This is a genomic window from Hymenobacter sp. FMD4, assembly GCF_058932745.1.
Genome location: NZ_JBZYWH010000001.1, coordinates 276,043 through 300,844, shown reverse-complemented (window position 1 = coordinate 300,844; position 24,802 = coordinate 276,043). Strand labels below are relative to the sequence as shown.

The window sequence follows — 24,802 nt, the reverse complement described above, 5'->3', positions numbered from 1 at the left end:
CCCATGAAATCCCGCTCCGCTTCCGCGTACCCATCGGCTACTGCCGACGAAGATTGTTATAGCCACGTTTCCTTCTGGCATCGGCCGCTGCCGTTCACCCACGGCCACCTGACGCCCCAAATTCTGCTGTTTGCCCTCGCGCTGCTCGTGTGCGTGTCACCATGGGGAGCACCGCCTCTGGCTTTGGCGCTGGGCTTGGGAGTAGCTTTGTTAGTCGGTAACCCATTCCCGATTCAAACCAAGAAGTACACCAGTAAGCTGCTGCAATGGTCGGTGGTGGGTTTGGGCTTTGGAATGAACGCGCACTCTGCTTTGCAAGCCAGCAGTGAAGGACTGTTGTTTACCATTGCCTCTATCATTACCACGCTTACGCTGGGCTACTTCGTAGGCCGTTGGCTGGGCATTGCGCGCAATACTTCGCACCTGATTGCCAGTGGCACCGCCATTTGTGGAGGCAGTGCCATTGCTGCCGTCGGCCCAGTAGTCAAAGCTTCCGATGAGGAGATGTCGGTAGCCTTGGGCACAGTGTTCGTGCTCAATGCAGTAGCGCTGTTCCTGTTTCCGCTCGTCGGCGAGGCACTGGATATGAGCCAGAACCAGTTTGGCCTGTGGGCTGCCATTGCCATCCACGATACCAGCTCCGTCGTAGGGGCAGCCAGCCACTACGGGGAAGAGGCCTTGCGCATTGCCACCACTGTTAAGCTGGCCCGGGCGCTGTGGATTATCCCCGTAGCGCTGGGCACTGCGGCTCTGTTCAAAACCACCGGCACCAAAGTGAAGCTGCCCTACTTTATCCTGGGCTTTATCGGAGCTATGCTGCTTTACACCTTTGTGCCCATGACCGGCGCGGTGGCTCCTTACATTGTAAACCTGGCCAAAGTCGGTTTGACCGTAACGCTGTTTCTGATCGGGGCCGGGCTTTCCACGAAGGTGCTGAAAGCCGTCGGTCCGAAGCCCTTTATGCAAGGCGCATTACTCTGGCTGGTTATTTCTGCGGCTTCGCTCTGGGTGATTCTGCACACGGTAGGGTAGCCGGATGCGGAACGATTGGGAAAGGTTGATTGTCCGTTTGCTGATTGCCTGATTCGCGCTTCAAGGGTATTGGTGCGCTCTGGTTCGCCGCAGTGTAAGAGCTTTTAAGCTCCTCAGTGAGTTCCGATAACCATCCGAAAGGGTAGGGGCCCGGCTTAAGCGTCCAGCGCTGTTACTTTTGCAGTATCAGTTGCCGATGGCTGCCATCAGCTTGCTGCTTTGGCACCGTGTGCGCTGCCAAAGCAGTTATAGCCCCGGCCTGCGTAGCCCGATCAGCGCCATTCGTTTAACCAGCAATTCATGAAGCTTCCCGCATTCAAAGACCTTATTATTTACGAGGACGAAGACTACCTTGTCATCAACAAGCCGCCGTTCCTCGCCACGCTCGATGAGCGCATCGGCACGGCGCCCAACATCCTGCGCCTCGCCCGCGAGCAATACGACGACATCCAGGCTTGCCACCGCCTTGACAAAGAAACTTCCGGTGCTCTGGCTCTGGCCAAGAACCCAGAAGCTTACCGGCACCTCTCCATGCAGTTCGAAAACCGCGAGGTGAAGAAAGTGTACCACGCCGTGAGTTGGGGAGTGCACGAGTACGAGGGTCTGCGCGTCGAGCGCAACATCGAAACCACTACCAAAGGCAAAGCCCGCCTCGCCTTCACTGGCAAGCCCGCCGAAACGCTGGTGCGTACCCTCGAAACCTACGCCAAGCACACCCTTTTTGAATGCTTGCCCGTCACCGGCCGCATGCACCAGATCCGTTTGCACTTGGTGTACTTGGACGCGCCTATTGTTGGCGACAAAATGTACGGTGGCGAAGATTTCTACCTCTCTTCGCTCAAGCGCAAGTTCAACATGAAGCAAGGCGATGAAGAGCAGCCCTTCATCAAGCGTTTCGCCCTGCACGCCCGGCAGCTCTCTTTTGCCGGCCTGGATGGAGAGCCCATTAGCGTAGAGGCCGAATACCCCAAGGATTTCCGTGTGCTGGTAGAAACGCTTCGTCAGTACCGCTAGCCTCACAGTCGATTTAATCGGCTTTCTAGGTGCTTTGCTCACCTTCCTTTAGGTACCGCATTGCATATCAAGGAAAAAGCACTAATTTTGTGTCCGTTTTTCCCGGACCGTATGCCGTTGGTAGCCGATTCGAGACTGACTTGCAAATACTTACCCAACCCAACAAGAAACTGATCCATGGATCATCTGAGCTTTAAAACGCGCTCGGTGAACAAAGCCTCGGCCGATAAGGCCTGGGTTATTGTTGACGCTAGCGCCGGCCCGCTCGGGCGAGTGGCTAGCCAGATTGCCAACATTCTGCGCGGCAAGCACAAGCCCTCGTTCACGCCCAACGCCGACTGCGGCGACAACGTCATCGTCATCAACGCCGATAAACTGCGCGTTACTGGCAAGAAGATGACGGACAAGATCTACCTGCGCCACACGGGCTACCCCGGCGGTCAGCGTAGCATCAACCTGCGCGACAAGAAGGCCAAAAACTCGGCTTCGGTTATCGAGCACGCCGTGAAAGGCATGCTGCAGGGCAACCGCCTCGGCCGTGAGCAGTACCGCAACCTGTTTGTGTACCCCGGCACGGAGCATCCGCACGAGGCACAGCAGCCCACCGAGTACAAGCTCACCAACCTGTAAGAAACGACGCTGGCCTTTCTTGGGCCGCGTTTTCATCGATTGATTGTTCAACTCATGGAAATCACCAACACTTCTGGTAGAAGAAAAACCTCGGTGGCTCGCGTGTATGTGCAAGCCGGGCAAGGGATTATCACTATCAACGACCGGGACGCGAAGTCTTACTTCAGCAACGAACTCCTGGAAGCCATTGTCAACCAGCCCTTCACCACGCTTGATGCCGTGGGTAAGTACGACGTGCGCGTAAACGTGCGCGGCGGAGGCATCAGCGCCCAGGCCGAAGCAATTCGCCTGGCCATTTCGAAGGCCTTGGTTGCCGAAAACGCCGAAGTTCGTCCTGCTCTGAAAAAGGAAGGCTTCCTGACGCGCGACCCCCGCATGGTGGAGCGCAAGAAGTACGGCAAGCGCAAAGCTCGTCGCTCGTTCCAGTTCTCGAAACGTTAATCTACCAGAAGAACTCAAGTCATGGCATTGCCTACCTATAAAGATCTGCTGGATGCTGGTGCCCACTTTGGTCACCTCACCCGCAAGTGGGACCCCAAAATGGCGCCGTACATCTTCATGGAGAAGAACGGCATCCACATCATCGACCTGAACAAGACGCTGGCTTCGCTGGACCAGGCTTCAAACGCCATCCGCAACATCGCCAAGTCGGGCCGTAAAATCATGTTCGTAGCCACGAAGAAGCAGGCTCAGGAAATCGTTTCGGACGAAGCGAAGCGCCTGAAAATGCCCTACGTGACCGACCGTTGGCTCGGCGGTATGCTCACCAACTTCGCGACCGTTCGTAAGTCGCTGAAGAAGATGAGCACCATCGACAAGATGGTAAAGGAGAACACCGCTTATGCTGCTATTGCTAAGCGCGAGCGTCTGATGCTGTCGCGTGAGCGGGAGAAGCTGGAGCGCGTACTGGGCGGCATCGCCGACCTGAGCCGTCTGCCCGCTGCTCTGTTCATCGTGGACGTGAAGCGCGAGCACATCGCCGTGAAAGAAGCTCAGAAGCTAGGCATCCCGGTGTTTGCTATCTGCGATACGAACTCTAACCCCGAACTCGTTGACTTCGCCATCCCGGCCAACGACGACGCTTCGAAGTCGGTACAGCTGATCATCAACACGATCGGCAAGGCTATCGAAGAAGGTCTGTCGGAGCGCAAGGTGGACAAAGAGGACGCCGACCGCAAGCAGGCTGACGAAGAAGCCATCCAAGAAAAGCAGAACGCCGACGAATAGTCTGTTGAGAAGCTAGAGTGAGAAGTCAGAAGCTAGAATCCGGCGGGTTGTATCAACTTATCGGGTTTTGCTTCTGACTTCTTCTTGCTTCTGCACCGCACGTGCGTTCCTCTTACATCGTAACCTCTCATTTCTAAGTTCTAAGCTCTGACAATGGCTATTACCGCCCAAGACGTGAACAAGCTGCGCGCTATGACTGGCGCTGGCATGATGGATTGCAAAAAGGCCCTGACCGAAGCCAATGGCGACTTCGAGCAAGCCAAGGATATCCTGCGCAAGCAGGGCCAGAAGATTGCTGACAAGCGTTCGGACAACGCCACCTCGGAAGGTGCTGTGCTGGCTAACGTAAGCGAAGACGGCAGCACTGGCATCCTGGTGGCCCTGGCTTGCGAAACCGAGCCCGTAGCCAAAGTAGCCGACTTCAAAAACCTCGCTCAGCTGGTGCTGAACGCAGCGGTAAAAACCAACGCTGGCACCAAGGAAGACCTGCTGGCTGCTCCCCAAGAAGATGGCCGCTCGCTGCAGGAGCACATCACCGACCTGATGGGCAAAATCGGCGAGAAAATCGACGTAGTAGCCTACGAAAACATGAAGGCTGAGCGCGTGGCTTCATACATCCACTCGGATGGCAAGAAAGGTGTACTGGTAGGCCTGAAGAACGTAGGCGACACCGATGTAGCTTCCGTAGGCCGCGACGTAGCGATGCAAATCGTAGCAATGCGCCCCGTAGCCCTCGACAAGGACGGCGTTGACGCTGCTACCATCGAGCGCGAAATCGAAATCGGCAAGGAGCAGGCTCGCGCCGAAGGCAAGCCAGAAGCTATGCTGGAGAAAATCGCTCAGGGCAAGCTGAACAAGTTCTACAAAGAGAACACCCTGCTGAACCAAGAGTTCGTGAAGGACAGCTCACTGACCATCGCTCAGCTCCTCGATAAGACGTCGAAAGGCCTGACCGTATCGGACTTCAAGCGTGTGGCTATCGGTGCCTAAGCACTGCTAGCTTGTAGCAACAAAAAGCCCGCTGGCGCTGCGCCAGCGGGCTTTTTGTTATTTAGAGTAACATGGTTGCGGGCTTGCCTGTTTCCGGCCAACCAGCGGTGGCAACCTTAATCGTGTAACTGCTGGCGCTGCCACGCCTCCACCCGGGCTACTGCATTGCGCCGGACGCTCAGGTAATACAAGCCATAATCCACGATGTGAAAGGAATGCCGCAACTCCGGCCGGCCCGGCAGGTAAAAGCGAACATAGCCCGATGGCTTGGGCGGATGTACCCACAAAAGGCCGTCGCGCACCTTGGCGTCGGCAGCCTGCGGGTCGATGCGGTCGAAGCTGTAGGGGACGCTGCCGCGGTTGAGGCTCGCTGCTATGGTTGCGGTGTCGTTGGTCCAGGTGAGCGGATTAACTACGGCGGCGCCGGCATAAGGAGCATAGTCATTGCCCCATTCAGCAGTATTCCAGCTTACGTAGCAGCCCGTTTGAAGAGAATCCTGGCAGGGTTTCATTACTTCGTACCCTTGCGGATCAACCTTCAACCCTACTAGATACGCGGCCACCAAACGCTTGCGCAACTGCGGGTCACGGTCGAAATACTCACGCAGCAGTCGTTGGGCGTGGTAAGTACCTTGGCTGTGCCCGGCAAGAATGATCGGGCGGCCTTGGTTGTAGTGCTCGAGGTAGTACTCAAAAGCCGCTTTGACATCGGTATAAGCAAGGGCCAAAGCCTGCTTGCCGTTGCTGGTGCTATCAAAAAAGGCGTAAAGCGCCGCTTGCCGGTAACGGGGCGCATAGATGCGTCCGGCCGCGTTGAACACCGACGCCTGCTTACGGATGCTGAATTGCTCAGTGAAGCGGTTTAGCTCGGCATCGGCTAAGTTGGCGTTCCAGGCTTTGGGCCGAATCAGCGTAGTGAGGTGAATAAAGAAAACGTCGGCCGGAGCGGATGCTTGCTCATCGCGCAGGCCGGAGCCACGGGGGACGGTATCGGCTGAGTCGCGGCGGGTAGGCAGGGCAGCCCAATTCTCAGCGCGGCTATAATCGGGTACGGCAGCCGGGGGGCGCCGTTCGTAAGTGCCAGTTGGCTTGATGACTTTGATGCAGCCCGAAGCGGCAACCAGAGTCAGCACCCAAAGCGCGACAAGGCATAGCTGAAACCGTGTAAGCGGCATGACTCTAATTCTGCTGGGGCGTAGTTTCTGCGGGGGTAGCGGCCGGTTTCGGATCGGTAAATGTATTCTCCAGTAGGCGTTCCTGCCGGAAATAGGAAACCTTGCCCGTACGGTCGATGCGGGCCCGCACCTGGGCTACGGTCTGTTGGTACTGGTTGCGCGATTTACGGAACGAGCGGCCGCGCTCTTGGTAGGTCACGGTTACCGAGCCATCCTCGGTGACGGGGCTAACCTGCAACGTAGCCGGGTCGAAGCTGATTTCGCTTTCGGTGAATTCGGGGAAGTGACTCCGGTTCAGTTCTTCTTCGATGGCCGCCGGTGTGGTGTTCTGCAGCGTGTAAAACCGTTCCACCTGCGGGGCAAAGTGCTGGCTGGCATTGAAGGGAGCCGCCGTCATGTCGGAGTATAGCGCCGTGAGGGTGCGCTGTACCTGGCTGCGGACTCCAGCTTCGGTAATAGCCCGATCAGCAACCGGAGGCGCCGTAGCGGTGGTGGGGGAGGTGGCACGAGCTGTATCAACTGGCGCCGAGGCTACTGGCACCGTAGGCTGCACGCGTATGGTTTCGGGCGCTGCGGGTGGCGGTAAGTCAAGTTGCTCGGCCTGTGGGCCTTCCTCATACCGCACGGCGGTGGTATCGGCACCGGAAAGGGAACTGCTGGTAAGGCGCTCTGACTCGCGGTTGCCGAGCAGCAAATAAGCCACTAAGGCCAGCAGTAGCAAGGCACCACCAATGATAAGCACAGTTGCCAACGGCTGTTTACGCGGTGGCTCGTTGCTCACGAAATTATCGTCAGGAGTATCTATAGGCCCCTCGGTAGGTCGAAGGGTACCCGGTTTAAACACTACAGGCTCCAAGGGCAGCTCCGCCGGCGCATTCACGATGGGCGGCAACAGCGGATCCTCCACCGGCGGCGAGCTTATGGGCGGGTCTGGCGTAGGAGGTGCAAGCGGGGGAGCGGGCACGGGTGTCGTCGGCGGCGTCAGGTTTGTCGCGGCTGGCGGGGTTTCGGTAAACAGCAGCTTCCGCTTAAGCGTCTCGAATTCCTGAGGCGTGATGGTGCCCGCATCAAGCCATTCTTTTAGCTGACGCAGGGTATCGAGGGGGGAAGAGTCTTTGGGTTCCATTCAGGTACAGCAGTAGCCGACAAATTAATGCTACTTACTACGATCAAGCGCAGAAAGCCGGTCGCGGCGACGCTGCACCATAATCTTGCGACGTTCGGCTTCCGTAGCGTTTTGCACCAGCTTCTGTTGATCTTCCTTGATGCGGGTGGTATGCTGTTCGTTTTGCTGCTGCAGCTGTTTGATGCGCGCCAGATTGCTAACCGTGTCAGCAGCCAACGACTTGATTTCTTTCTCCAGGCGTACCTTTTCCTTTTCGGCCTCCTGCAACTGCTTTTCAGCTTCCTCCACGGCCAGCTTATAGTGGCGGGTGCGGTGCTCTTTAGCGTAACTGCTAAGGATGGTGCGCAAAGCGGCAAACTCCGAAGGCGTACGGTCGGGGTCGAGCCAGGTGGTGCCGTTGTCGAAGGCCGCAAACACTTGCACTTCGGCGGTGGAGTCAGACGGCGCTACCACGTTGGTATAGAGGTCGAGCAGCTTGCCCGAAACGCTTGATACCGGCGTCTGCTTGGCCAGCATCACATCCTTGTTGCCACCGAGGCCTAGCACGCCGCCCGATTTGATTTTGATATTGTAGCTGTCTTTCAAAAACTGCTGCCAGAAGTCACGCGCTTCTTTAGCGCTGCCCTCCACCTGCACTTTGAGTGCCGGCCGTTCGCGTTTATCGATATTGACGGTACTGGTGCGTACGTCGTAAACCTGGGCCGTAACGGCGGCCGTGGGAAGCAAAACCGCTAGCACCACCAGCAGCCAGCGGGAGAGAGGAGAAGTCATGGCAAAAGCGGATGGAAAAGTGAAACGATGACCCCTATACCAAGTCGTGGCGCTCCAAGGTCGCGCCGAAATCGGAACGCATGGCGGCAAAACGGCTGGCGACGCCAGCCAGAAATTCTTCGTCCAGCAGCTTAGGCAAATCAGCGTCGCTACCGAGCAAGTCCAGCTCAGCGACCTTGTAAGTCTGTTCGAAAGAGCCCTGCTCGCACTTGAGCAGGTACTTGCCGTTCCACGCCAGCAGCGTGAGCTTCATTTCAGGGTGAGGAATATCGGCAACGTGGCGCATAGCAGCGGAGGATTGGTGGACGAAGATACCACTGCCACGGCGAAATGAAGGATTCCGCTTATAACCTCCAATAAGGGCGTGCGTACAATCTGAGCCGCATTTCTATCACCTTTAACCTGTCATCACGATGCCACAAGGAGATAAGTCCAAGTACACGGACAAGCAGAAGCGCCAAGCCGAGCACATCGAGCAGAGCTACGAGCAGCAGGGACTATCCGAGGAAGAAGCCGAGCGGCGTGCCTGGGCTACCGTCAATAAGCAGGACGGCGGCGGCAAAAAGCCCGGCGGTTCGGGCCGCAAGTCAAGCAAATAGTCCTCTTTACACTTCCAAACTAAACCAAACAAAAGGCCACCGGTACCGCGGTGGCCTTTTTCGTTTAAGCTTGTTCGTTTCGGACCGGGCTTTTGGCTTTCGGGAGTTTGAACTCCAATGTAGTGCCCTGTCCCGCGGCGCTGCGCACCCGAATGGTGGACTTGTGCGCCTCCACAATGTGCTTGCTGATGGCCAAGCCCAGCCCAGAACCTCCCCAATCGCGCGAGCGACTTTTGTCGATGCGGTAAAAGCGTTCAAAAATGCGCCGCTGGTGCTCTTCCGGAATACCCTCTCCGTCGTCGTGCACGGCAATGCGTACAGATTTGCCGCTTTCCTGCAGCGCTACTGTGATATGCCCCTGCTCACGGCCGTACTTGATGGCGTTGTCCACGAGGTTGATGAGCACCTGCCGGATGCGGTTGCGGTCGGCCTGCACCGCAACGCCTTCGAAGGGCAAATCATTGGGCTGTAGGTGCAGGGTCATTTGCCGTTTGTTGGCTTTCATCTCCAGCTGATCGAAGATGTCGCGCACCAGCATGGCCAGATCAAAGTTCTGCTTGCGCATGCGCACCACGCCTTTTTCAAGCTGCGAGATGGTTACCAGATCCTGCACCAGCGCATCGAGCGCATCGAGCGAGGCAGCAGCCTTCAGCAGAAACTTCTCACGGATAAACTCTTCGTCCTCGCCCGCGTCGAGCACCGTGTGCACAAAGCCCTGGGCCGCGAAAATGGGCGTTTTAAGCTCGTGTGACACGTCGGCCAGAAAGTCGGAGCGCAATTGCTGCAGGCGCCGCAACTCGTCGATTTCGTGCTGCTTGCGCGTGGCCATGTCCAAAATCTCCTCGCGCATGCGCTTCAGTGGTTCCGGCCGAAACAGGAACTTGTTCGACATCTGCCGGAACTCCTTCCGCTTGATGTGTTCAAGGCCGGCGTAAATCTTATTGATTTCGCGGAACATCAGCGCCTCAAACGACAGGTATACCAGCAGAAAACAACCTGCAATGGTAATGCCGCCGGCCAACACCGCTTGTTGGAAGGGCAACGTGGGTACCACCCAGGCAAAGCCCGTCAGCACACTGCCCACCAGCAACGCCAGCAGGATAGCAATGGCCCGGGAAGAAAGCTTGAGCTGAAACACAAACGGGAAAGGTGATTCTCGGGCAGAAAACAACGCTTCCGCTGGGCATGGTTCAACCACGTCAATAACCGCTGCACCAGCAGCGCGAGCATTGTTCTTCACCACAAGTATCGCAATTCCGTCTTTAGAATTGATCATCGGGAGCTACACCAGCGCTGGGCAGGACCTCCCTAGTCAATAAGCTTAGTTATCGGCGTTGAATTTATAGCCCACACCCTTGATGGTTTGGATGTGGTGCTCTCCCACTTTCTCGCGCACTTTGCGCACGTGCACATCCACGGTGCGGGCCAGCACGAATACATCGTTGCCCCAGATGTTCTGTAGCAGTTCGTCGCGGCCAAATACTTTGTGGGGCGAGGCAGCTAAGAAGGCAAGCAGTTCAAATTCTTTTTTCGGCAGCGAAATTTTACGGCCTTCCTGGTACACGGCAAAGCCCGTGCGGTCGATGCGCAGGCCGTTGATGTCGATAACGTCCGACTGCGGGGTAGTGGGCTCCAGGTCGCGGCGTACCACAGCGGCCAAGCGGCTCATCAATGCGCGCGGCTTGATGGGCTTGCTCAGGTAATCGTCGGCGCCGGCGTCGAAGGCAGCTATTTCCGAAAACTCCTCGGAGCGAGCCGTCAGGAACAGAATGTAAGTGTCCTTGAACTTGGGCATCGCCCGCAACTCCCGGCAGGTGGCAATGCCATCAAGATGGGGCATCATCACGTCGAGCAACACAATGTCGGGGCTGAATTGCTGAGCTACTTCCAGGGCCTTGCGGCCATCGGGCGCCGTGGCCACTTCGTAGCCTTCCTTACGCAGGTTGTACTCAAGCAGCTCCACGATATCGGGGTCATCGTCCACTACCAAGATCTTGTACAGAATGGTAGCGGCAGGGGCGGCGGGCTGTTGCACGGAAGAAAAAGCTAAGTGAACAATGAACGCAATACGTCCACAAAAATACCAACACCCACGGCAGCAAGCGTGTTACCATTTTGTGACCAGAAGTCTGAGCTTATGACCAAACTCACCGCCTAACAAGCCCTGACCTAAACCAGAAGCGCCCCGCTGCAGCTTAAAGCCGCAGCGGGGCGCTTGCTCTGGGCGCCGAAGCTCTTTCCAGCGCCGCTATTTCTTAACCACAAGTGCCAGCTTGTGCTTGAGGCCGCTGTATTTGTACATGTCAATCTTTACCGAGCCCACAAACATCTCGGCCTCAAACATGACCGGAATCTTGTTCTGATCATCGGAGAAGTACACCGAAATAGCATCTTCACCGGTGAAAAGCTTGTTTTTAGGCATTTTGGGCGTGAGGCGAAGGGCCCGAATAACGCCCGCTTTGGTTTCCACGTTCTGCCGGCCTTTGAAGGTTACCGTCATGTCGAAAACTTCGTCGTCGAAGAAGCCTTGCACCTTTATCTGCTCCCCGATTTTACGGTTGGAGAAGTCAATGGTACGCAGAAAGTAGAAGCCACTAACGAGGTCCTGCACGTTGTCGGGCACCTTGTAGCTGCCGCGGCGGGGCTGGTCCTTCTCCTTCCTGCGGGTTTCTACCTCGGCCATGTTGCGGTAATGGTCGAAGTCGATAGTTTCCTTTTTGCGGTAGTTATTCTCCTCGATGTTGCGGAAAAAGCGCTGCGGCAGAATACTAGTCGTGTCGATGTAGGAGCGCCAGGTGTCACGCACCTTCAGGAAAAAGTCGAACGAGCCGGTAGTGCGCCCCGTCACCGTGGCCCGGTAACAAGGCCGATCGTTGATGCGGTGAATGCCTTCGTCTACTTCGATGGCGGCTTCCGCCGCGTTGATCATGCCGTAGTGAACCTTGTAACGCATGACTTCACCGCGGCCGAAACTTTCGTTACGCACGGTGCGCGGCGCCTCGACAGTGGTAAAAGCCGTAAGCCCAATGCTTAGTAGCAATGCAGGCAAGGAAAGCAAAAGCCAGCGGCGACGTATCATGGAGCTAGTAAGCGGTGTGCATAGGGTGGACGAAGGAGGCTTTGCAAAGTGGGTGCCAAGCAAATATACAAAGCCTCTTAGCGGAAGAAAAGAACGGTTACAAATGAGAAGGTATGTAGCGTAACGACTGAAATTCAAGTTGTCGTTCCGCTACAACGTAAAGAATATCAGTGGATAACGATTTATGGTATTGTTCCGGGAAGCAAGTGAAGACCGAGGCAAGAAGTAGAAAATTGATTCAACAAAAAAGCCTGCCGCATCCGCGGCAGGCTTTTTCAACAGCTGAAATTAGAGCGTGTCTTCGCCGTCTTCAGGGCCGCTCAGGTCCACCGGAATAACAGCTTCCAAAGCCTCAGGCTCACCCTTAGCCATGGCCCGTACCTTGGCTTCGATTTCGTCAGCCAGCTCGGGGTTGTCGTGCAGGATGGTTTTTACACCCTCGCGACCCTGACCGAGACGGTTGCCGTTGTACGAGAACCACGAGCCCGATTTGGCGATGATGCCCATGTCGGTAGCGAGGTCGAGGATTTCGCCCACTTTGGAGATGCCTTCACCGTAGATGATGTCGAACTCAACCACCTTGAAGGGCGGCGCTACTTTGTTCTTCACCACCTTCACCTTGGTGCGGTTACCGGTCACGTTGTCTTTGTCCTCCTTGATCTGGCCAATACGGCGGATATCGAGGCGGACGGAAGCGTAGAACTTCAGGGCGTTACCACCGGTAGTGGTTTCGGGCGAGCCGAACATTACACCGATCTTTTCGCGCAGCTGGTTGATGAAGATGCACAAGCAGCCAGTCTTGTTGATGGTGCCGGTGAGCTTACGCAGGGCCTGCGACATAAGGCGGGCGTGCAAGCCCACTTTAGAATCACCCATGTCGCCTTCCAGTTCGCCTTTCGGCACAAGAGCGGCCACGGAGTCAATTACGCAGATGTCGATAGCACCCGACGAAATCAGCTGGTCGGCGATTTCGAGAGCTTGCTCACCGTTGTCGGGCTGTGAGATGATGAGGTTTTCGGTGTCGATGCCGAGCTTCTTAGCGTATTGCGGGTCGAAGGCGTGTTCGGCATCGATAAAGGCCGCAATGCCACCCGCTTTCTGAGCCTCGGCAATGGCGTGCATCGTGAGCGTGGTTTTACCCGACGATTCCGGGCCGTAAATCTCGACGATACGGCCCTTGGGTAGGCCGCCAATACCGAGGGCAATGTCCAAACCGAGCGAACCGGTGCTGATGGCGGGAATGTCGCCAACCTTGTTGTCGCTCAACTTCATGACGGTGCCCTTGCCGTAAGCCTTGTCGAGCTTGTCCATCGTGAGTTGGAGCGCCTTGAGTTTCTCGGCGTTCTGGTTCACCGTTTTGTCAGTGGTAGCAGCCATGTGTGCGTGCGTTGTGGAGATATAATGTAGGTTTGAAGTCGCTTTCGGGCGATGCCGCCGGTACGGGTTCCAAGATCGAAAAAAACCTTGTTAGCGTCCGTCTCAGGCAGCTTTTCTTAACACAGCCGACCCCGCTTTTGTGCCAGCCGAGCAATAAATATATGAGAAAATCTTTGCTAAAACTATTAGCTATTGGGGTTCTGTGTTTTACGAGTTCTTTAGCATGGGCTCAGCTGGATAACCGGGCCTTTCAGTACCGTCGCCCCGTGCGTCCGGAGTACGATAATCAGCTGCGGCTGGCGGTGCAGGCGTTTCTGTTTACCAAAGACAACGAGTATTTCAACAAGATTTTTGAGGGCCGCACTTACTACGGCACGCAGCTAGCGCCGCGCCTCGTGTACTTCCCCAGTCCCAAAATCCGCTTAGAAGGTGGTGTGTTCTTGTGGAAAGATTACGGTAACCCGCGTTTGCGGCAAGTGCGGCCGCTGTTTACGGCCGTGTACCAGACTGGCCCGCACCGCATCCTGTTTGGCAACATCGACGGGCACCTCAATCACAACTACATCGAGCCCATCTTCGACTTCGAGCGGGTGATGCTCAACCGGCTGGAGGAGGGTATGCAGTATCAATACAATACCCGACGCTTGGCCGTGGATGCCTGGGTAGACTGGCAACGCCAACAGTACCGGTTCAGCGACTTTCAGGAGGAGGTAGCCGGGGGCTTGGTAGCTGATGCCACCGTGGCCCACGACTCTACCACCGGGTGGTTGGTGCGGGTTCCGTTTCAGTTTCTGGCTATTCACCGCGGTGGCCAGATCGATACCATCGATAAGCCCCTCGTTACGCTTTTCAACCTAGCTAGCGGGTTGCGGCTGCGCCAGGACCGCGGCAAGGGCTCGTTTGTGGAGAGCGTATACGCCGATTTCTACGGCGTGTATTATCAAGACTACTCCTTTACGCGCGAGCTACCTTACAAGCGCGGCACCGGCCTGTACCTGAACCTTGGTGCCGATACGCGCTTATCCAAAATTCAGCTCAGTTACTGGCGCGGCAATGGTTTTATAGCGCCGCAAGGGGGGCCACTCTATCAGTCGATTTCCTACACCGTGAACGACCCAAGTTACACGGAGCGCAACCGTCAGCTATTGATTCTACGCTTATTCAGCGACTATAAGCTTACCGAGGGCCTGACGCTGTCGACGCGTTTCGAACCATTCTATGACTTTACGCGCCGGCAAGTAGAGTTTTCATTCGGCACTTACATCAATTTCAACCGGGAGTTTTTCCTGACTACGCTGCGACACAATTAAGCCTAGGTAGGCACCAGTGCAGGCAGAAATCTAATGCGCGGCCCTGCGCAAGGCATACGACTTTATACCGGGACCATCAAAGGAGGGCGACGGTTCAAACCCTACAGCCTCGGCAGTAGCTTGGCTACGGGTATTTTCCGGCCGGCAGCGCAGGGTAAGCTGACGAGCTTCCAGTTTTTCGAAGGCAAACCTCACTACTGCCTGCAAGGCTTCGCGGGCGTAGCCGTTGCCTTCAGCCGTAGCCGCCAGGTAGTACCCAATTTCGCCCGACCGGATGCGAGGCGAGTCGGGTTGGAGGCTGATGTCGCCGATGTAGGCGCCTTCGGTGTTCCAAATGCCCCAAACTAGCAGCCGGCGTTGCCGCCAGTTCTCAGCGAAAGTGCTCAGGGTTTTTTCGGCTTCAGCCAACGTGCCGACGGAAGCCACCCGCCGTGGAAAGGCTGGCTCCAAGCGGTGACGTTCGGTGTGGATAAGTGTAAAGAACGCCGGGGCATCGGCCAGGAGGTAAGGGCGAAGCAATAGGCGAGCCGTAACGAGAGGCGAAGGAACTAACGAAGGCAGCAAGGACATAGCGGAGGCAACACTAAGCACACGCACGCAAGCGCCAAACTGTTGCACGGAGACTACAACAAATTGACCTGCGCTAGCTCAAGCATTGCGGTGGGCTGCGAAAATCTGCTTTGTCGCCTGGTGTAACCCCTGACGAATGAGCTCGTTAGGTTTAGGCATGCCTCTGTGCCGTCATCAGATGCACCGGGGCTCCTACTCACAACCAAATACCAAGATTATGAACCGACTGGAAGGCAAAGTGGCCATCGTCACTGGGGGCGGCGCGGGCATCGGCGAAGCCATCTGTAAAAAATTTGCTAAAGAAGGCGCAGCAGTGGTGGTTTGCGGATTTCCCGAAGACCCCGTCAATGAGGTAACCGAGGAAATTCTGAAAGCAGGCGGACGGGCCATTGCCTACACTGGCGACATCTCTAAGCCTGAAGAGGCCGAAGCCTGCGTGCGCGCAGCCGTGAAAGAGTACGGTCAGCTTGATATTCTGGTAAACAACGCGGGTGTCTTTCCGGCCACCTCCACCATCGATAAGTACCCCGCTGATGCGTTCCAGTACATGATCAAAAACAACATCTACTCCTGCTTTATGATGACCCGTGCGGCCATGCCGGAGCTGCAGAAGACGCAGGGGAATGTGATTTCCGCTGGTTCGGAGGCAGGCTGGATGGGTATTGCTGAAAACACCCCGTACGGCGGTACCAAAGCCTTTGTGCACGGCTTCATGAAAGGAGTAGCTACGGAGCAGGCGCAAAACGGCGTGCGAGCCAACTGCGTGTGCCCCGGCCCCGTGGATACGGCCTGGACGCACAGCGAAACCGGCCCGATGAGCTCCAAGATGGAGAAAGAAACCGTAGAGGGGACACCCATGGGCCGCCGCGGCACGCCCGAGGAAGTGGCCAACGTATACTTATTCCTGGCCTCCGACGAAGCCAGCTTTGTGACCGGCGCCTTGTACTTCGTCGACGGGGGCGTTACAAACTCGAAAGGCGCACATGGGGCCAAAGTACCCAGCAAGCTTAAAAAAGAGCCCGAAGGCGAACTGAAGCTCGAGCATGCTATGGATGGGCACGCTGAAATTCGCAGCCAAGACGAATGGAAGCATCTGGGCTAGGCTGCCAGTAAGTGATAAACCAAAGGCCCCGGCTATGTAGCCGGGGCCTTTGGTTTTGCGTGTGCTGGTTTGCCGCTTGAGGCTTACAGCGGAGATTAACGCTGAACGGGCAGCGTAGAAATCAGTGCTGCCTCGGACAAATGCGGGTGCTTGTACTGCGCGGGGCTACCCAAGGACTGCTGCGTGCGCATGACGTTCATTTGACGAGCGGCCTCGTTAAAAAACTCCAGCCGGCGGATAAGCATTTCCTTGGTCAGCACGCGGCCTTCCGGCGTTTTCATGTACGACTTCCAGTCGTCGAGCTGCTGCCGCATGATGGCGTTGGCCTGGTCGAAATGGGCTTCGTACTGCTGTTTGAACTCAGCTACGCGGGGCAGCCCATCGGTAGTAAGCCGGAAGGCAGCGCCGCCGTGATTCAGAATTTCGGCCAACACGTAGACTTCCAGCGGCAGCGAGGTTAGTAAGGCCGTAGTGCGAAGGTCGAGGCCAGCCCGCAGGGCGTCGTCCACCATGTGCAGGTTGCGGGGAAAGCTCTCGTAGTAGGCTTGGACTTCCATGGGGAGTCAGGGTCAATTAAGAATGAGGAATCAAAGACTGAAAAGGAACTACTCAGGGCCTAAGCATGAAACGCGTGAGAGCTGCTGATTTTCGTTTTCAACCTTCAATCGACTTAAAGCAATTCTTGCACAATCTGGTCCACCGTGACGCCTTCGGCTTCGGCCTTGAAGTTACGAACGATGCGGTGACGCAAAATGGCCGGCGCTACGGCGCGCACGTCCTCGATGTCAGGCGAATACTTGCCGTTGAGCAGGGCGTTGCACTTGGCACCGACTATCAAATGCTGCGAAGCGCGGGGACCGGCGCCCCATTCCAGCAGTTGCGTGGCACGGGCGGAAGCGCGGTCGGTGCCAGGACGGGTTTTGTGTACCAGCCCTACGGCGTACTCAATAACGTTGTCGGTAACCGGTACGCGGCGCACCAAGTGCTGGTAGGCTTCAATCTCATCGGCATGCAGGATCTTCTGCACTTTAAGCTTGATGTCGGCCGTGGTATTCTTCACGATCTGCAGCTCCGCTTCGTAGCTAGGGTAGCCCAACGTGATGTTGAACATGAAGCGGTCCAGCTGCGCTTCGGGTAGCGGGTACGTGCCCTCCTGCTCGATGGGGTTCTGGGTAGCCAACACAAAAAACGGCCGTTGCAGGGCGTAGCGCTGGCCTGCCACCGTTACGGCGTATTCCTGCATCGATTCCAACAGGGCCGCCTGCGTCTTGGGCGGCGTGCGGTTGATTTCGTCGGCCAGAATAATATTGGCGAAGATCGGACCCTTCACGAAGTGAAATTCCCGCTGCTGATTCAGCGTTTCCGAGCCTACGATATCGGAGGGCATCAAGTCGGGCGTGAACTGGATGCGGTTGAAGGAGAGGTCCAGCGCGTCGCTGATGGTTTGCACGAGCAGCGTTTTGGCTAGGCCCGGCACACCCACCAGCAAAGCGTGACCCTGCGAGAAAACGGCCGTCAGCAATAGCCGCACCACTTCATCTTGCCCTACAATTACCTTCCCGATTTCCTGCCGTAGCGTGCGGTATGACTGTGCCAGCGCGTCGGCGGCTTCCTTATCCGATGAAAATTGTCGCATCAAAGAGTGTTATCAGTGGTCGGTTGCTGGTAGTAGATGGGCACCTGCCAGTTGGATATGGTCGGGTTTCGCGCCGGGAGGCTGCGTGGGTTCGACCACTGACTGTGCGTAGTTGACAACTCGCAACCGCTATTACTCTACGTCCAGCACTTTGCAGCCGGCGTACTGCGGGTCTACTTCGATAAATACGGTGCCCCGGTTGCGCAAGAACCACTCGTCAAGCGCTTTGTTTTTCTTCTGATTAAGCGCAGCCGCGGCAATCTTCTGGTAATCGTCCTTGAGGTTGGCTTGGTGAGGCGGGGTATTCGACTTCAACCAGATGATACGCACAGCATCTTTGCCGTCGTCGGTGCGGTAGGGTAGAGGCTTGCTGATGCTGCCCACCTTCATGGTATCGATGGTAAAGAAGATGGCAGGGTCCAGCTGGTCGAGGGGTAGGTAGGAGCTGCCGTCGCGGCGGTTCTGAAGCAAGCCGCCATTGCCGCTGGTTTCTTTGTCTTCCGAAAAGTCTTTAGCAGCCTTAGCAAAGCTGATGCTATCGGCCAGAATACGGACGCGGAGCTTGGCCAACTCAGTGCTGGAGGCATCCACGTCGGCGCCACCGGCGGTGGGCTTCATCAAGATGTGGCGGGTGTTGTACGAGTCGCCTTTACGCTCAATGAGCTGAATCAAGTGGTACCCGAACTGGGACTTCACAATGGGAGACAAGCCGCCCGGCTGCATGCGCAGGGCCGCGGCCTCGTACTCCGGCACCAGTTCCCGGCGCTTAAAGAAGCCCAAGTTACCGCCGTCCTTAGCCGATATCGGGTCTTCCGAAAACTGACGGGCCAAGGCTGCGAAATCCGCTCCAGCCAGAATCTGGGCGCGGATATCGTTCATTTTGGCCAGTGTGGCCTGTTCGGCTTTGACGTCAGGCTTGGCCAGCTTCACAATCTGGCCTACTTCCACTTCGGTGGAGTAGTAGGGCAGTGAGTCCTTGGGAATGCGCGCAAAAAACTGGCGCACCTCACGGGGCGTCACGGTGACTTTACCGGCAATCTGATCCTGCATCTTCTGCTGAGTCAGCTGCTCTTTCACCTGCACGCGCAATTCCTCCTTCAGCTGGCGTAGCGTTTTGTTGTAGTATTCTTCCAGCTTTTTCTCAGAGCCGATTTGCTGGACGAAGTAGTTCATGCGGCGGTTCAACTCGCCATTCAACTGATCGTCGCTTACTACTACCGAGTCAGTTTCGGCTTTGGCTAGCAGCAGCTTGTTCAGCGTGAGCGACTGCAGAATGCGGCACTGAATATCGGGCGGCAATGGCTTGCCTTCGGCCTGCTGCAACTGCTGCTGATAGATACCATCCAAGTCAGAACGCAGCACGATCTGATTATCCACCTTCACAATAATGCCGTCGACAACCGGCTTATTATTAGTAGGACGCGACATGCGGGCTAGGGTCTGAGCCTGGGCGCTGAGGCTTACCAAGGTCAGCAGCAGCAATGCCGCCAAACGAAACAAATGAGTCATGTCAGAACAAAAAGCAACTCCGAAATCAACTTCCCAAACCGATTAGACTTGGGCAACAACGCTGACCTCTACGCTAGGCAAACGCCAAAAGCGGCCGGTAAATTTCAGCATAATTAGCCGCGCAGACAAAAACGCATTAAATAAGCCACGACGTAAGGGCAAGAGCCGCTTCACCCGGCGGGTGGTTGCATCCCGGCAGCAATGAAAAACCCCGGCCAAGGCATGTTGGCCGGGGTTTTTGAATTTTGGCGGGCTACAGAGCCAGCTTATTTAGTCACGAGCTTATTCACCTCGGCTTCGTTTACTTTCACCGGGTACTTGCTGCGCAGTTCCTTGATCCACTCCTGCTCCAGGTAGTTCTGGTAGTCGGAAGTGGCTTGGCCACGGGCTTCGGCGAGAGTTTTAGGACCAGCCGGCAATACCTTTTCTACCCGTACCGTGTAGTAGCGGCCGTCCTGCTGCGCGTTGTACGAGCCGGGCTGCTGCGGTACGCTGTCTACTACCTTGTTTTCACCTTTTGGGAAAGCACGTTGCTGCACCTGCACGGCCAGCGGGTTCTGCTCATTGAGCATTTCCTCCAGCCCACTGAGCTGCGTGGTAGTCACGGTAATGCTGGCCACAGCCTTGCCCGCACGAGGAGCTGCCGCGGTGCTGATGCGGTTGGCCGAAACCTTGCGGCGCTTCAGCTGATCAGCCACGTGCTGGGCCCGGCGCAACGCTAGGTTGGCGCCTTTTTCACCGGCCTTGATCTGGCCCGTGATGCGTACCGTCAGCGTAGTGTCGGCCGACAGGCGCTGGGCCAGGTCCATGGAGCTCATGGCGCTGGCTTTGGTCAGAACGTCCTTGTTGGGCTGGAAGGTCAGCTCGGCCGGTACGCCACGCTTAATTGTGTAGCGGCCGGTGGCAAGTTGCTGCTGGGCCTTGGTGAGCAGGGCCGGTGTAGCAGCACTGATGACGGTAGCTTGTACACGGGGCTCCCACTGGTACTTGGCTTGGTTTTCAGTGAAGTACTTCTGCAGGCCTACCGTGTCTTCGATGGCTTTCGACCATACCTTCTCGTCCATCAGCTGGAACAGCAGAATACCGTCGCGGTACTCCTTGACGAGCATGCGGTAGTCTTCGTGCTTGGTTTCTAGGTTAGCACGCTCGTAGTCCATCAGGCTTTGCTCCGTGAACTGATCGTAGAGCTGCTGCATTACAAACGAAGGCGAAGCTCCGGGGCGGGCCTGCTGGCGCTGTTCGGCGAAGGTGAGGAACTCCTGTACCGTGTAAGGCTTCACACCGATGGTGAATAGGGGCGTGGTGGCAGCTACAGTGTTTTTCTTGCTGCCTTTAGCTTGCTGACCGCCAAACTTGCTCAGGAAGGCGTCGGATTTAAAGCGTCCGGTCGTCAGCGAAGTGTCTGCTTGGGCGAGTAAGGCCTCGCGTACGGGCGCTGCTTCGGTAAACTTGTTTTCGGTGCGGATGCGCTTGAGGAAAGCCGTACGGTTCAGCTCGGAGCGGGAGTCTTTGGCTACGCGCTGCTTCAAGCTGGGCTCCATCTGCTCAAACGCCGGCACGGGCTGCTTTTCAATCAGCTTGATGATGTGCCAGCCGTAAGGCGTTTGTACCGGGGCTGATAAGTCGCCAGGCTTCTGCAGTTTGAAAGCAACCTCCTCAAACGAGGGAATCATGCGGCCCGTGCCGAAGGGCGGCAACTCGCCGCCGTTGGCCGCCGAGCCGGCGTCTTCCGAAAATTGCGCTACAAGCTTCTCCCAGTTTTCGCCTTTCTGCAAACGGCTATATAGCTCGTCTACTTTCTTCTTTACTGTTACAGAGTCGGCTTTCGGCATGCCCGGCGTGGCGCGCACCATCAGGTGAGCCACTTTTATTTCGCCCTGGGCCTGGCGCATGTCGTTTACCTTGATGATGTGGTAGCCGAACCGCGTGCGAATCGGCTGCGACACTTGGCCAACAGGGGTTTTGTAGGCGGCAGCTTCAAACGGATACACCATCTGTAGGGCCGTGAAGTAGCCCAAGCGACCACCGTTTTCGCGGGCCGAGGGGTCCTCAGAAGTTTCGCGGGCTACTTGCTCAAAGTTCTCGCCGCCGTTGATTCGCTGGCGCAGGGCCTGGATCTTCTGGTAGGCGGTGAGGGTGTCTTTGGGGTCGGCATCGGGAGTAATACGCACCAGAATGTGAGAGGCGTTGACCTCCTTCTGCATGTGGTCGTAGGCCTCGCGTACGAGCTGGTCCGTTACGCTCTTTTCTGTTAGGTAAGGCTGGGCCAGTTGCTGTTTGTACCCATCCAGCTCCCGCTTGAACGCTTGGGTGGTGTCCAAGCCCCGGGTTTCTGCCTCCAGTACCTTCAGCTTGAAGTTGGTGTACAGATCCAGATACTCCTGCACGCTGGCACGAGTGCCGGCATCGGGGGCAGAACTGTTGTTTTTGCGGTATACATACGCAAACTCCGAAGCGGGGACCTCCTGGGTGCCCAGCGTCATCAAGACCGGTTGTTTGGTAGTAGCAGTGGGTTTGGTACTCTGGCACGCGGCCAACACAGTGGCCGCGAAGGCGGCACCCGAGAACAAAATGCGGTTACTACGCATACGATAAAAATGACACGAAAAAGCCGTCCACACCCTGCTCACGCCAGTTGCGGACGGCTGCTTGATGCAATGTTAAGCATTTTTCGGATGCCTACGACCCGTTAAGGCTTAGGTCAGGCGCTTGCTCAGGCGGCAAAAGTTGCGGGTGCCGATGGTAGTAAATTCCACGCTGTCCATGATCCGGTTGACCAGGGCAATACCGACACCGCCTTTTTTACCGATGCGAATGTGCTCCGCAATGTCCGGGTCTTGGTAGGCAGCTGGCGAAAAAGACTGGCCGTCATCTTCGGCCTCGAACTGGAAGACGTTGTCGTTCACGAGTACCCGGATATCCAGGTTCTTGGTTTCGTCTTCGTGGTTGGAATGGATTATCAGGTTGGCCACTATCTCATCGACGGCCAGGATGATCTGGTTCTGCAGGATATCCGACAGATTATACGAGGCCAACACTCCGCCCACGAAGTCGCGCACCGTTTTCAGGTTGCGGCGGCTGCAACTGATACGGATGGTGTGCTTCATGGGCCGGTCAGAGTTAGCAAAGTCAAATTAGATGGCCGTAGCCTCCTGTTCACTGGGCACAATGGTCATGAGCGAATCAAGACCCAGGATTTCAAATACGTTGTGCACTTTCTCCTGCATATTGAAAAACACGAGTTTAACGCCCGCGTCCTGAAAGCGTTGCAGGTGCGAAATAAACACTCCAAGGCCTGCCGAGGAGATGTAATTCAGGCGTTTGCAGTCGATCATTACCTTGCGGTAATTGAGGATTTCGGGCTTCGTAAGCTCAGTGTCTAGGAGCACGGAGGAACTGGCGTCGAGCTCACCGTCAAGCCCGAGCGTTAGGGTATCGTTGGCTGTGTTCTGTACAATTTTCATAGCCCGTTTCTACGCGGCAGCTACGCCATGGGTTGAGCATTCTTGAACTTGATGACGAGCAAGGTTTGGTCGTCGAACGTTGGCAGGCCGCGGCTGAAGTGTTGCAAGTCCGTTACAATAGCCTGCTTGATGTCTTCGGCTTCCAGAAAGTGGCTGCGCATCAGCATCTGAAGCAGGCGGTCTTCGCCGTATTCTTCGTCCTCGGTATTGCGGGCTTCTACTATACCGTCGGTGTATATCACCATCACGTCGCCGGGATTATAGTCGTAGTACATGTTCTTGATGCGCTTTTCATAAGATGCATCCCGAATGATGCCCAAGCCCAGGCCCTCCGTATGAAAGTAGAACGTTTCCTCCGTAATAGCATTGTAATAGAGCGTGTGGCAGTGCCCAGCTCGCGCAAAGGCGAAGCCACGCTCTTTGTAGTCGACGATGTAAAACGAAGCCGTGATAAACGAGCTGCGCTCCAAGCAATGGCTCAGCGCCTGGTTGGCCATCGACATAAACTTGCTGGGTTGCAGCGGCTGGCCTTTTTCGGGCTGATCAAGCAGCATCAGCGAGTGGAAAATACCCTTCATCTGCGCCACGTGGAATGCGGCCGTGGTACCCTTGCCCGACACATCGCCGATGATAATGGCGATACGCGAGGCGCTGAGCTGCAGGAAGTCGTAAAAGTCGCCGCCTACTTCGCGGGCGGCCTGGCTGTGCCAGCGTATCTCAAACCAGCTGTCGGCGGGTAAGGCTTTGGGAATCAGGCCTTCCTGAACAATGCTGGCAATCTTCAGCTCTTCCTTTACCCGCTCGTTTTGCAACGACTCTTCCAGCAGACGCAGGTTTTCGATGCTAAGCACCGTCTGGCTAGTGAAAATCTGCAGCAGGTTGAGGTTTTCGCGGTCGAAGCCCTGGCGGAAGTTCTTGAGCAAGTACAGGGTACCGTAATGGCGCTTACTAGAGCGCAGCGGCATCACGATAAGCGAGCCGTAGGGCAGGTCCAAAGCGCGAAAGCCAGCGCTGTTAGGCAGATCGTTGTTGAGGTACTCAATGTGACCGATGTTGTATTCGGACAGCAAACTACAGATGCCCTCCCGCGTGTTGCCGTCGAGGCGGTGCTGCAGGGCAGGGTTGGTGCTTTCGTTGCTTACATCGAGCCAGGCCGCGTCGGCTTCCACCGTTTTCACCGCCGAATCGAAGAGTAAGTTGTAAACTTCCTGCTCGTTTTGGCCTTTCTGAATTAGCTGGGCAAGTCGCTGCATGCTGAGAATTTCTTCCCGCTTCTGCTCGAACACGCCGGCTGTAGGTAAATTGAAGAGGGTGACCAGCAGGCCCATGATGGCGTAGAACGCAGCAAAGGAGCTGGCCAGCAAAAGAAAGGCGTGTTGGGCCAGTGGGCCAACCAGCATGGGTACGCGCTGCAGGCGGAGAAAATACAGCAGGAACACCGCCATGATGCCCAATATGGCCAACTGCAAGAATACCACTTCCCACTTCTGGCGTCGGTTCAAATAAGCTACCCACTGCTGATGCGCACACAGGTAAACTCCCAGACCGGCTAATAGGGCTAACGCAGGCAACAGGAGCCAGTGCAGATTCTGGCCTTGGGTCAGGCGGAAAAGGAGTGTAGCCCCCAGTAGCAGCTCAAACCATAACCACTCTTGCCGGGTTCGGGGCTGCGCACGGAAAAACACCAAGGACCGCCACGTATAACAGGTACGTGCCAGAAAATACACAAAAAGCCCCAGGTTAAGGGCGTAAAGCGCATTGAGCAGCAGTGGATTATCAGTCGTGCGCCCGGAAGCTATAGTCTGCTCCGCCAGATGCGCAAGCACGCACAAAACGGCCAGCACGCCAGGGCCGAGCAACTGCCGCAGCAGAGGTACAAACTCGGTGCCGCGCAAGCGGTCGGGCACGGTACGTTCGTAGGCAAACACGCCCGCCGCAAAAACAGCTTGCGTAACCAGAATCAGCCAATCGGGAGGGGTGCCCCACTGCGCCGCTGCATCGGGAGCGGCGCGTAGCAGCATGCAGACCAGCAAAGCCAACCAGCTCAATACCGCCAAGGGCAGTGCGGCCGGAAGTAACTTTGAGTGGAAAGCAGTCATGCAGTGAAGTGAGGTGGAAACGTCAAAAAGCCAGCCTGCCTTACGCAACGCGGGCCGAAAGGGATGACCAAGATACGAATGCCAACTAAACT

At 56.4% G+C, this 24,802-nt stretch carries 25 protein-coding genes; 9 read left to right on the top strand and 16 right to left on the bottom strand.

Annotation, left to right across the window (positions count from 1 at the left end; all coding sequences use genetic code 11):
- The first annotated feature begins 3 nt into the window (after positions 1-3).
- The 6 genes from AC5FXY_RS01300 (at position 4) to tsf (ending at position 4,893) form a co-directional block, all read left to right on the top strand.
- Complete coding sequence (locus AC5FXY_RS01300) at positions 4-1,032, top strand: YeiH family protein (protein ID WP_493554823.1); 1,029 nt, start codon at positions 4-6, stop codon at positions 1,030-1,032.
- A 300-nt stretch (positions 1,033-1,332) separates the two neighbouring features.
- Positions 1,333-2,046, top strand: a complete 714-nt coding sequence (locus AC5FXY_RS01295) for an RluA family pseudouridine synthase (protein WP_493554822.1) — start codon at positions 1,333-1,335, stop codon at positions 2,044-2,046.
- 177 nt (positions 2,047-2,223) lie between these two features.
- Positions 2,224-2,676, top strand: a complete 453-nt coding sequence (gene rplM, locus AC5FXY_RS01290; protein ID WP_493554821.1) for a 50S ribosomal protein L13 — start codon at positions 2,224-2,226, stop codon at positions 2,674-2,676.
- 54 nt (positions 2,677-2,730) lie between these two features.
- Positions 2,731-3,117, top strand: coding sequence for a 30S ribosomal protein S9 (gene rpsI / locus AC5FXY_RS01285; RefSeq protein ID WP_493554820.1), 387 nt, complete (start codon positions 2,731-2,733; stop codon positions 3,115-3,117).
- A 21-nt stretch (positions 3,118-3,138) separates the two neighbouring features.
- The gene (gene rpsB / locus AC5FXY_RS01280) at positions 3,139-3,903 is read left to right on the top strand and encodes a 30S ribosomal protein S2 (RefSeq protein ID WP_493554819.1); all 765 of its coding nucleotides are present in this window, start codon (positions 3,139-3,141) and stop codon (positions 3,901-3,903) included.
- Between the two features lie 153 nt (positions 3,904-4,056).
- Positions 4,057-4,893, top strand: coding sequence for a translation elongation factor Ts (gene tsf, locus AC5FXY_RS01275; RefSeq protein ID WP_493554818.1), 837 nt, complete (start codon positions 4,057-4,059; stop codon positions 4,891-4,893).
- 116 nt (positions 4,894-5,009) lie between these two features.
- Here tsf and AC5FXY_RS01270 read toward each other — a convergent pair whose 3' ends face one another.
- Genes AC5FXY_RS01270 through AC5FXY_RS01255 form a run of 4 tightly spaced genes read right to left on the bottom strand, consistent with a single transcriptional unit; the run spans position 5,010 to position 8,251 of the window.
- Complete coding sequence (locus AC5FXY_RS01270; RefSeq protein ID WP_493554817.1) at positions 5,010-6,026, bottom strand: DUF3089 domain-containing protein; 1,017 nt, start codon at positions 6,024-6,026, stop codon at positions 5,010-5,012.
- Between the two features lie 46 nt (positions 6,027-6,072).
- Entirely contained in the window at positions 6,073-7,194 is a 1,122-nt protein-coding gene (locus AC5FXY_RS01265; protein ID WP_493554816.1) for an SHOCT domain-containing protein, read from the bottom strand.
- Positions 7,195-7,224: 30 nt separating this feature from the next.
- Positions 7,225-7,965, bottom strand: coding sequence for a hypothetical protein (locus AC5FXY_RS01260; RefSeq protein ID WP_493554815.1), 741 nt, complete (start codon positions 7,963-7,965; stop codon positions 7,225-7,227).
- Between the two features lie 34 nt (positions 7,966-7,999).
- Entirely contained in the window at positions 8,000-8,251 is a 252-nt protein-coding gene (locus AC5FXY_RS01255; protein ID WP_493554814.1) for a hypothetical protein, read from the bottom strand.
- Positions 8,252-8,378: 127 nt separating this feature from the next.
- On the opposite strand from AC5FXY_RS01255, the gene AC5FXY_RS01250 reads away from it, so the two are divergent.
- On the top strand, positions 8,379-8,564 hold the full coding sequence (locus AC5FXY_RS01250; RefSeq protein ID WP_493554813.1) for a hypothetical protein: 186 nt from the start codon (positions 8,379-8,381) through the stop codon (positions 8,562-8,564).
- Between the two features lie 64 nt (positions 8,565-8,628).
- Here AC5FXY_RS01250 and AC5FXY_RS01245 read toward each other — a convergent pair whose 3' ends face one another.
- The 4 genes from AC5FXY_RS01245 to recA all read right to left on the bottom strand — a co-directional run bounded on the left by AC5FXY_RS01245 (position 8,629) and on the right by recA (position 13,020).
- A complete protein-coding gene (locus AC5FXY_RS01245) occupies positions 8,629-9,702 on the bottom strand; it encodes a sensor histidine kinase (protein WP_493554812.1) in 1,074 nt (357 codons plus the stop codon).
- Positions 9,703-9,885: 183 nt separating this feature from the next.
- Positions 9,886-10,599: a response regulator transcription factor gene (locus tag AC5FXY_RS01240; RefSeq protein ID WP_493554811.1), complete on the bottom strand. Its 714-nt coding sequence runs from the start codon at positions 10,597-10,599 to the stop codon at positions 9,886-9,888.
- Between the two features lie 213 nt (positions 10,600-10,812).
- Positions 10,813-11,643, bottom strand: coding sequence for a DUF3108 domain-containing protein (locus AC5FXY_RS01235; protein WP_493554810.1), 831 nt, complete (start codon positions 11,641-11,643; stop codon positions 10,813-10,815).
- Positions 11,644-11,931: 288 nt separating this feature from the next.
- Complete coding sequence (gene recA, locus AC5FXY_RS01230) at positions 11,932-13,020, bottom strand: recombinase RecA (protein WP_493554809.1); 1,089 nt, start codon at positions 13,018-13,020, stop codon at positions 11,932-11,934.
- Positions 13,021-13,286: 266 nt separating this feature from the next.
- On the opposite strand from recA, the gene AC5FXY_RS01225 reads away from it, so the two are divergent.
- A complete protein-coding gene (locus AC5FXY_RS01225) occupies positions 13,287-14,330 on the top strand; it encodes a lipid A deacylase (protein WP_493554808.1) in 1,044 nt (347 codons plus the stop codon).
- 30 nt (positions 14,331-14,360) lie between these two features.
- Here the strand turns inward: AC5FXY_RS01225 and AC5FXY_RS01220 are convergent, their stop codons facing one another.
- Positions 14,361-14,900 (bottom strand): GNAT family N-acetyltransferase, encoded by a 540-nt coding sequence (locus tag AC5FXY_RS01220; RefSeq protein ID WP_493554807.1) that lies wholly within the window; start codon positions 14,898-14,900, stop codon positions 14,361-14,363.
- Between the two features lie 217 nt (positions 14,901-15,117).
- Between AC5FXY_RS01220 and AC5FXY_RS01215 the strand changes: the two genes are divergently transcribed.
- Positions 15,118-16,002, top strand: coding sequence for an SDR family NAD(P)-dependent oxidoreductase (locus AC5FXY_RS01215; RefSeq protein ID WP_493554806.1), 885 nt, complete (start codon positions 15,118-15,120; stop codon positions 16,000-16,002).
- Positions 16,003-16,097: 95 nt separating this feature from the next.
- Here the strand turns inward: AC5FXY_RS01215 and AC5FXY_RS01210 are convergent, their stop codons facing one another.
- The 7 genes from AC5FXY_RS01210 to AC5FXY_RS01180 form a co-directional block, all read right to left on the bottom strand.
- Positions 16,098-16,559 (bottom strand): hypothetical protein, encoded by a 462-nt coding sequence (locus tag AC5FXY_RS01210; RefSeq protein ID WP_493554805.1) that lies wholly within the window; start codon positions 16,557-16,559, stop codon positions 16,098-16,100.
- Positions 16,560-16,672: 113 nt separating this feature from the next.
- Positions 16,673-17,638 carry an AAA family ATPase gene (locus tag AC5FXY_RS01205; RefSeq protein WP_493554804.1) on the bottom strand — a complete coding sequence of 322 codons (966 nt, stop codon included), beginning with the start codon at positions 17,636-17,638 and terminating at the stop codon, positions 16,673-16,675.
- Positions 17,639-17,770: 132 nt separating this feature from the next.
- On the bottom strand, positions 17,771-19,147 hold the full coding sequence (locus tag AC5FXY_RS01200) for a peptidylprolyl isomerase (protein WP_493554803.1): 1,377 nt from the start codon (positions 19,145-19,147) through the stop codon (positions 17,771-17,773).
- Positions 19,148-19,413: 266 nt separating this feature from the next.
- Entirely contained in the window at positions 19,414-21,735 is a 2,322-nt protein-coding gene (locus AC5FXY_RS01195; RefSeq protein ID WP_493554802.1) for a peptidylprolyl isomerase, read from the bottom strand.
- Positions 21,736-21,843: 108 nt separating this feature from the next.
- Complete coding sequence (locus tag AC5FXY_RS01190) at positions 21,844-22,254, bottom strand: ATP-binding protein (protein ID WP_493554801.1); 411 nt, start codon at positions 22,252-22,254, stop codon at positions 21,844-21,846.
- A 27-nt stretch (positions 22,255-22,281) separates the two neighbouring features.
- Positions 22,282-22,611, bottom strand: coding sequence for an STAS domain-containing protein (locus AC5FXY_RS01185; protein WP_493554800.1), 330 nt, complete (start codon positions 22,609-22,611; stop codon positions 22,282-22,284).
- A 20-nt stretch (positions 22,612-22,631) separates the two neighbouring features.
- Entirely contained in the window at positions 22,632-24,710 is a 2,079-nt protein-coding gene (locus tag AC5FXY_RS01180) for a GAF domain-containing SpoIIE family protein phosphatase (RefSeq protein ID WP_493554799.1), read from the bottom strand.
- Between the last annotated feature and the right edge of the window lie 92 nt (positions 24,711-24,802).

What these genes read in the sequence shown, in the direction of transcription:
- AC5FXY_RS01295 (WP_493554822.1), top strand. Translation starts at nt 1,333, where the DNA reads ATGAAGCTTCCCGCATTCAAAGACCTTATTATTTACGAGGACGAAGAC.
- AC5FXY_RS01250 (WP_493554813.1), top strand. Translation starts at nt 8,379, where the DNA reads ATGCCACAAGGAGATAAGTCCAAGTACACGGACAAGCAGAAGCGCCAA.
- AC5FXY_RS01300 (WP_493554823.1), top strand. Translation starts at nt 4, where the DNA reads ATGAAATCCCGCTCCGCTTCCGCGTACCCATCGGCTACTGCCGACGAA.
- tsf (WP_493554818.1), top strand. Translation starts at nt 4,057, where the DNA reads ATGGCTATTACCGCCCAAGACGTGAACAAGCTGCGCGCTATGACTGGC.
- AC5FXY_RS01195 (WP_493554802.1), bottom strand. Translation starts at nt 21,735, where the DNA reads ATGCGTAGTAACCGCATTTTGTTCTCGGGTGCCGCCTTCGCGGCCACT.
- AC5FXY_RS01210 (WP_493554805.1), bottom strand. Translation starts at nt 16,559, where the DNA reads ATGGAAGTCCAAGCCTACTACGAGAGCTTTCCCCGCAACCTGCACATG.
- rplM (WP_493554821.1), top strand. Translation starts at nt 2,224, where the DNA reads ATGGATCATCTGAGCTTTAAAACGCGCTCGGTGAACAAAGCCTCGGCC.
- AC5FXY_RS01235 (WP_493554810.1), bottom strand. Translation starts at nt 11,643, where the DNA reads ATGATACGTCGCCGCTGGCTTTTGCTTTCCTTGCCTGCATTGCTACTA.
- AC5FXY_RS01265 (WP_493554816.1), bottom strand. Translation starts at nt 7,194, where the DNA reads ATGGAACCCAAAGACTCTTCCCCCCTCGATACCCTGCGTCAGCTAAAA.
- recA (WP_493554809.1), bottom strand. Translation starts at nt 13,020, where the DNA reads ATGGCTGCTACCACTGACAAAACGGTGAACCAGAACGCCGAGAAACTC.
- AC5FXY_RS01255 (WP_493554814.1), bottom strand. Translation starts at nt 8,251, where the DNA reads ATGCGCCACGTTGCCGATATTCCTCACCCTGAAATGAAGCTCACGCTG.
- AC5FXY_RS01220 (WP_493554807.1), bottom strand. Translation starts at nt 14,900, where the DNA reads ATGTCCTTGCTGCCTTCGTTAGTTCCTTCGCCTCTCGTTACGGCTCGC.
- AC5FXY_RS01205 (WP_493554804.1), bottom strand. Translation starts at nt 17,638, where the DNA reads ATGCGACAATTTTCATCGGATAAGGAAGCCGCCGACGCGCTGGCACAG.
- AC5FXY_RS01180 (WP_493554799.1), bottom strand. Translation starts at nt 24,710, where the DNA reads ATGACTGCTTTCCACTCAAAGTTACTTCCGGCCGCACTGCCCTTGGCG.
- AC5FXY_RS01215 (WP_493554806.1), top strand. Translation starts at nt 15,118, where the DNA reads ATGAACCGACTGGAAGGCAAAGTGGCCATCGTCACTGGGGGCGGCGCG.
- AC5FXY_RS01200 (WP_493554803.1), bottom strand. Translation starts at nt 19,147, where the DNA reads ATGACTCATTTGTTTCGTTTGGCGGCATTGCTGCTGCTGACCTTGGTA.
- AC5FXY_RS01260 (WP_493554815.1), bottom strand. Translation starts at nt 7,965, where the DNA reads ATGACTTCTCCTCTCTCCCGCTGGCTGCTGGTGGTGCTAGCGGTTTTG.
- AC5FXY_RS01190 (WP_493554801.1), bottom strand. Translation starts at nt 22,254, where the DNA reads ATGAAGCACACCATCCGTATCAGTTGCAGCCGCCGCAACCTGAAAACG.
- rpsI (WP_493554820.1), top strand. Translation starts at nt 2,731, where the DNA reads ATGGAAATCACCAACACTTCTGGTAGAAGAAAAACCTCGGTGGCTCGC.
- rpsB (WP_493554819.1), top strand. Translation starts at nt 3,139, where the DNA reads ATGGCATTGCCTACCTATAAAGATCTGCTGGATGCTGGTGCCCACTTT.
- AC5FXY_RS01185 (WP_493554800.1), bottom strand. Translation starts at nt 22,611, where the DNA reads ATGAAAATTGTACAGAACACAGCCAACGATACCCTAACGCTCGGGCTT.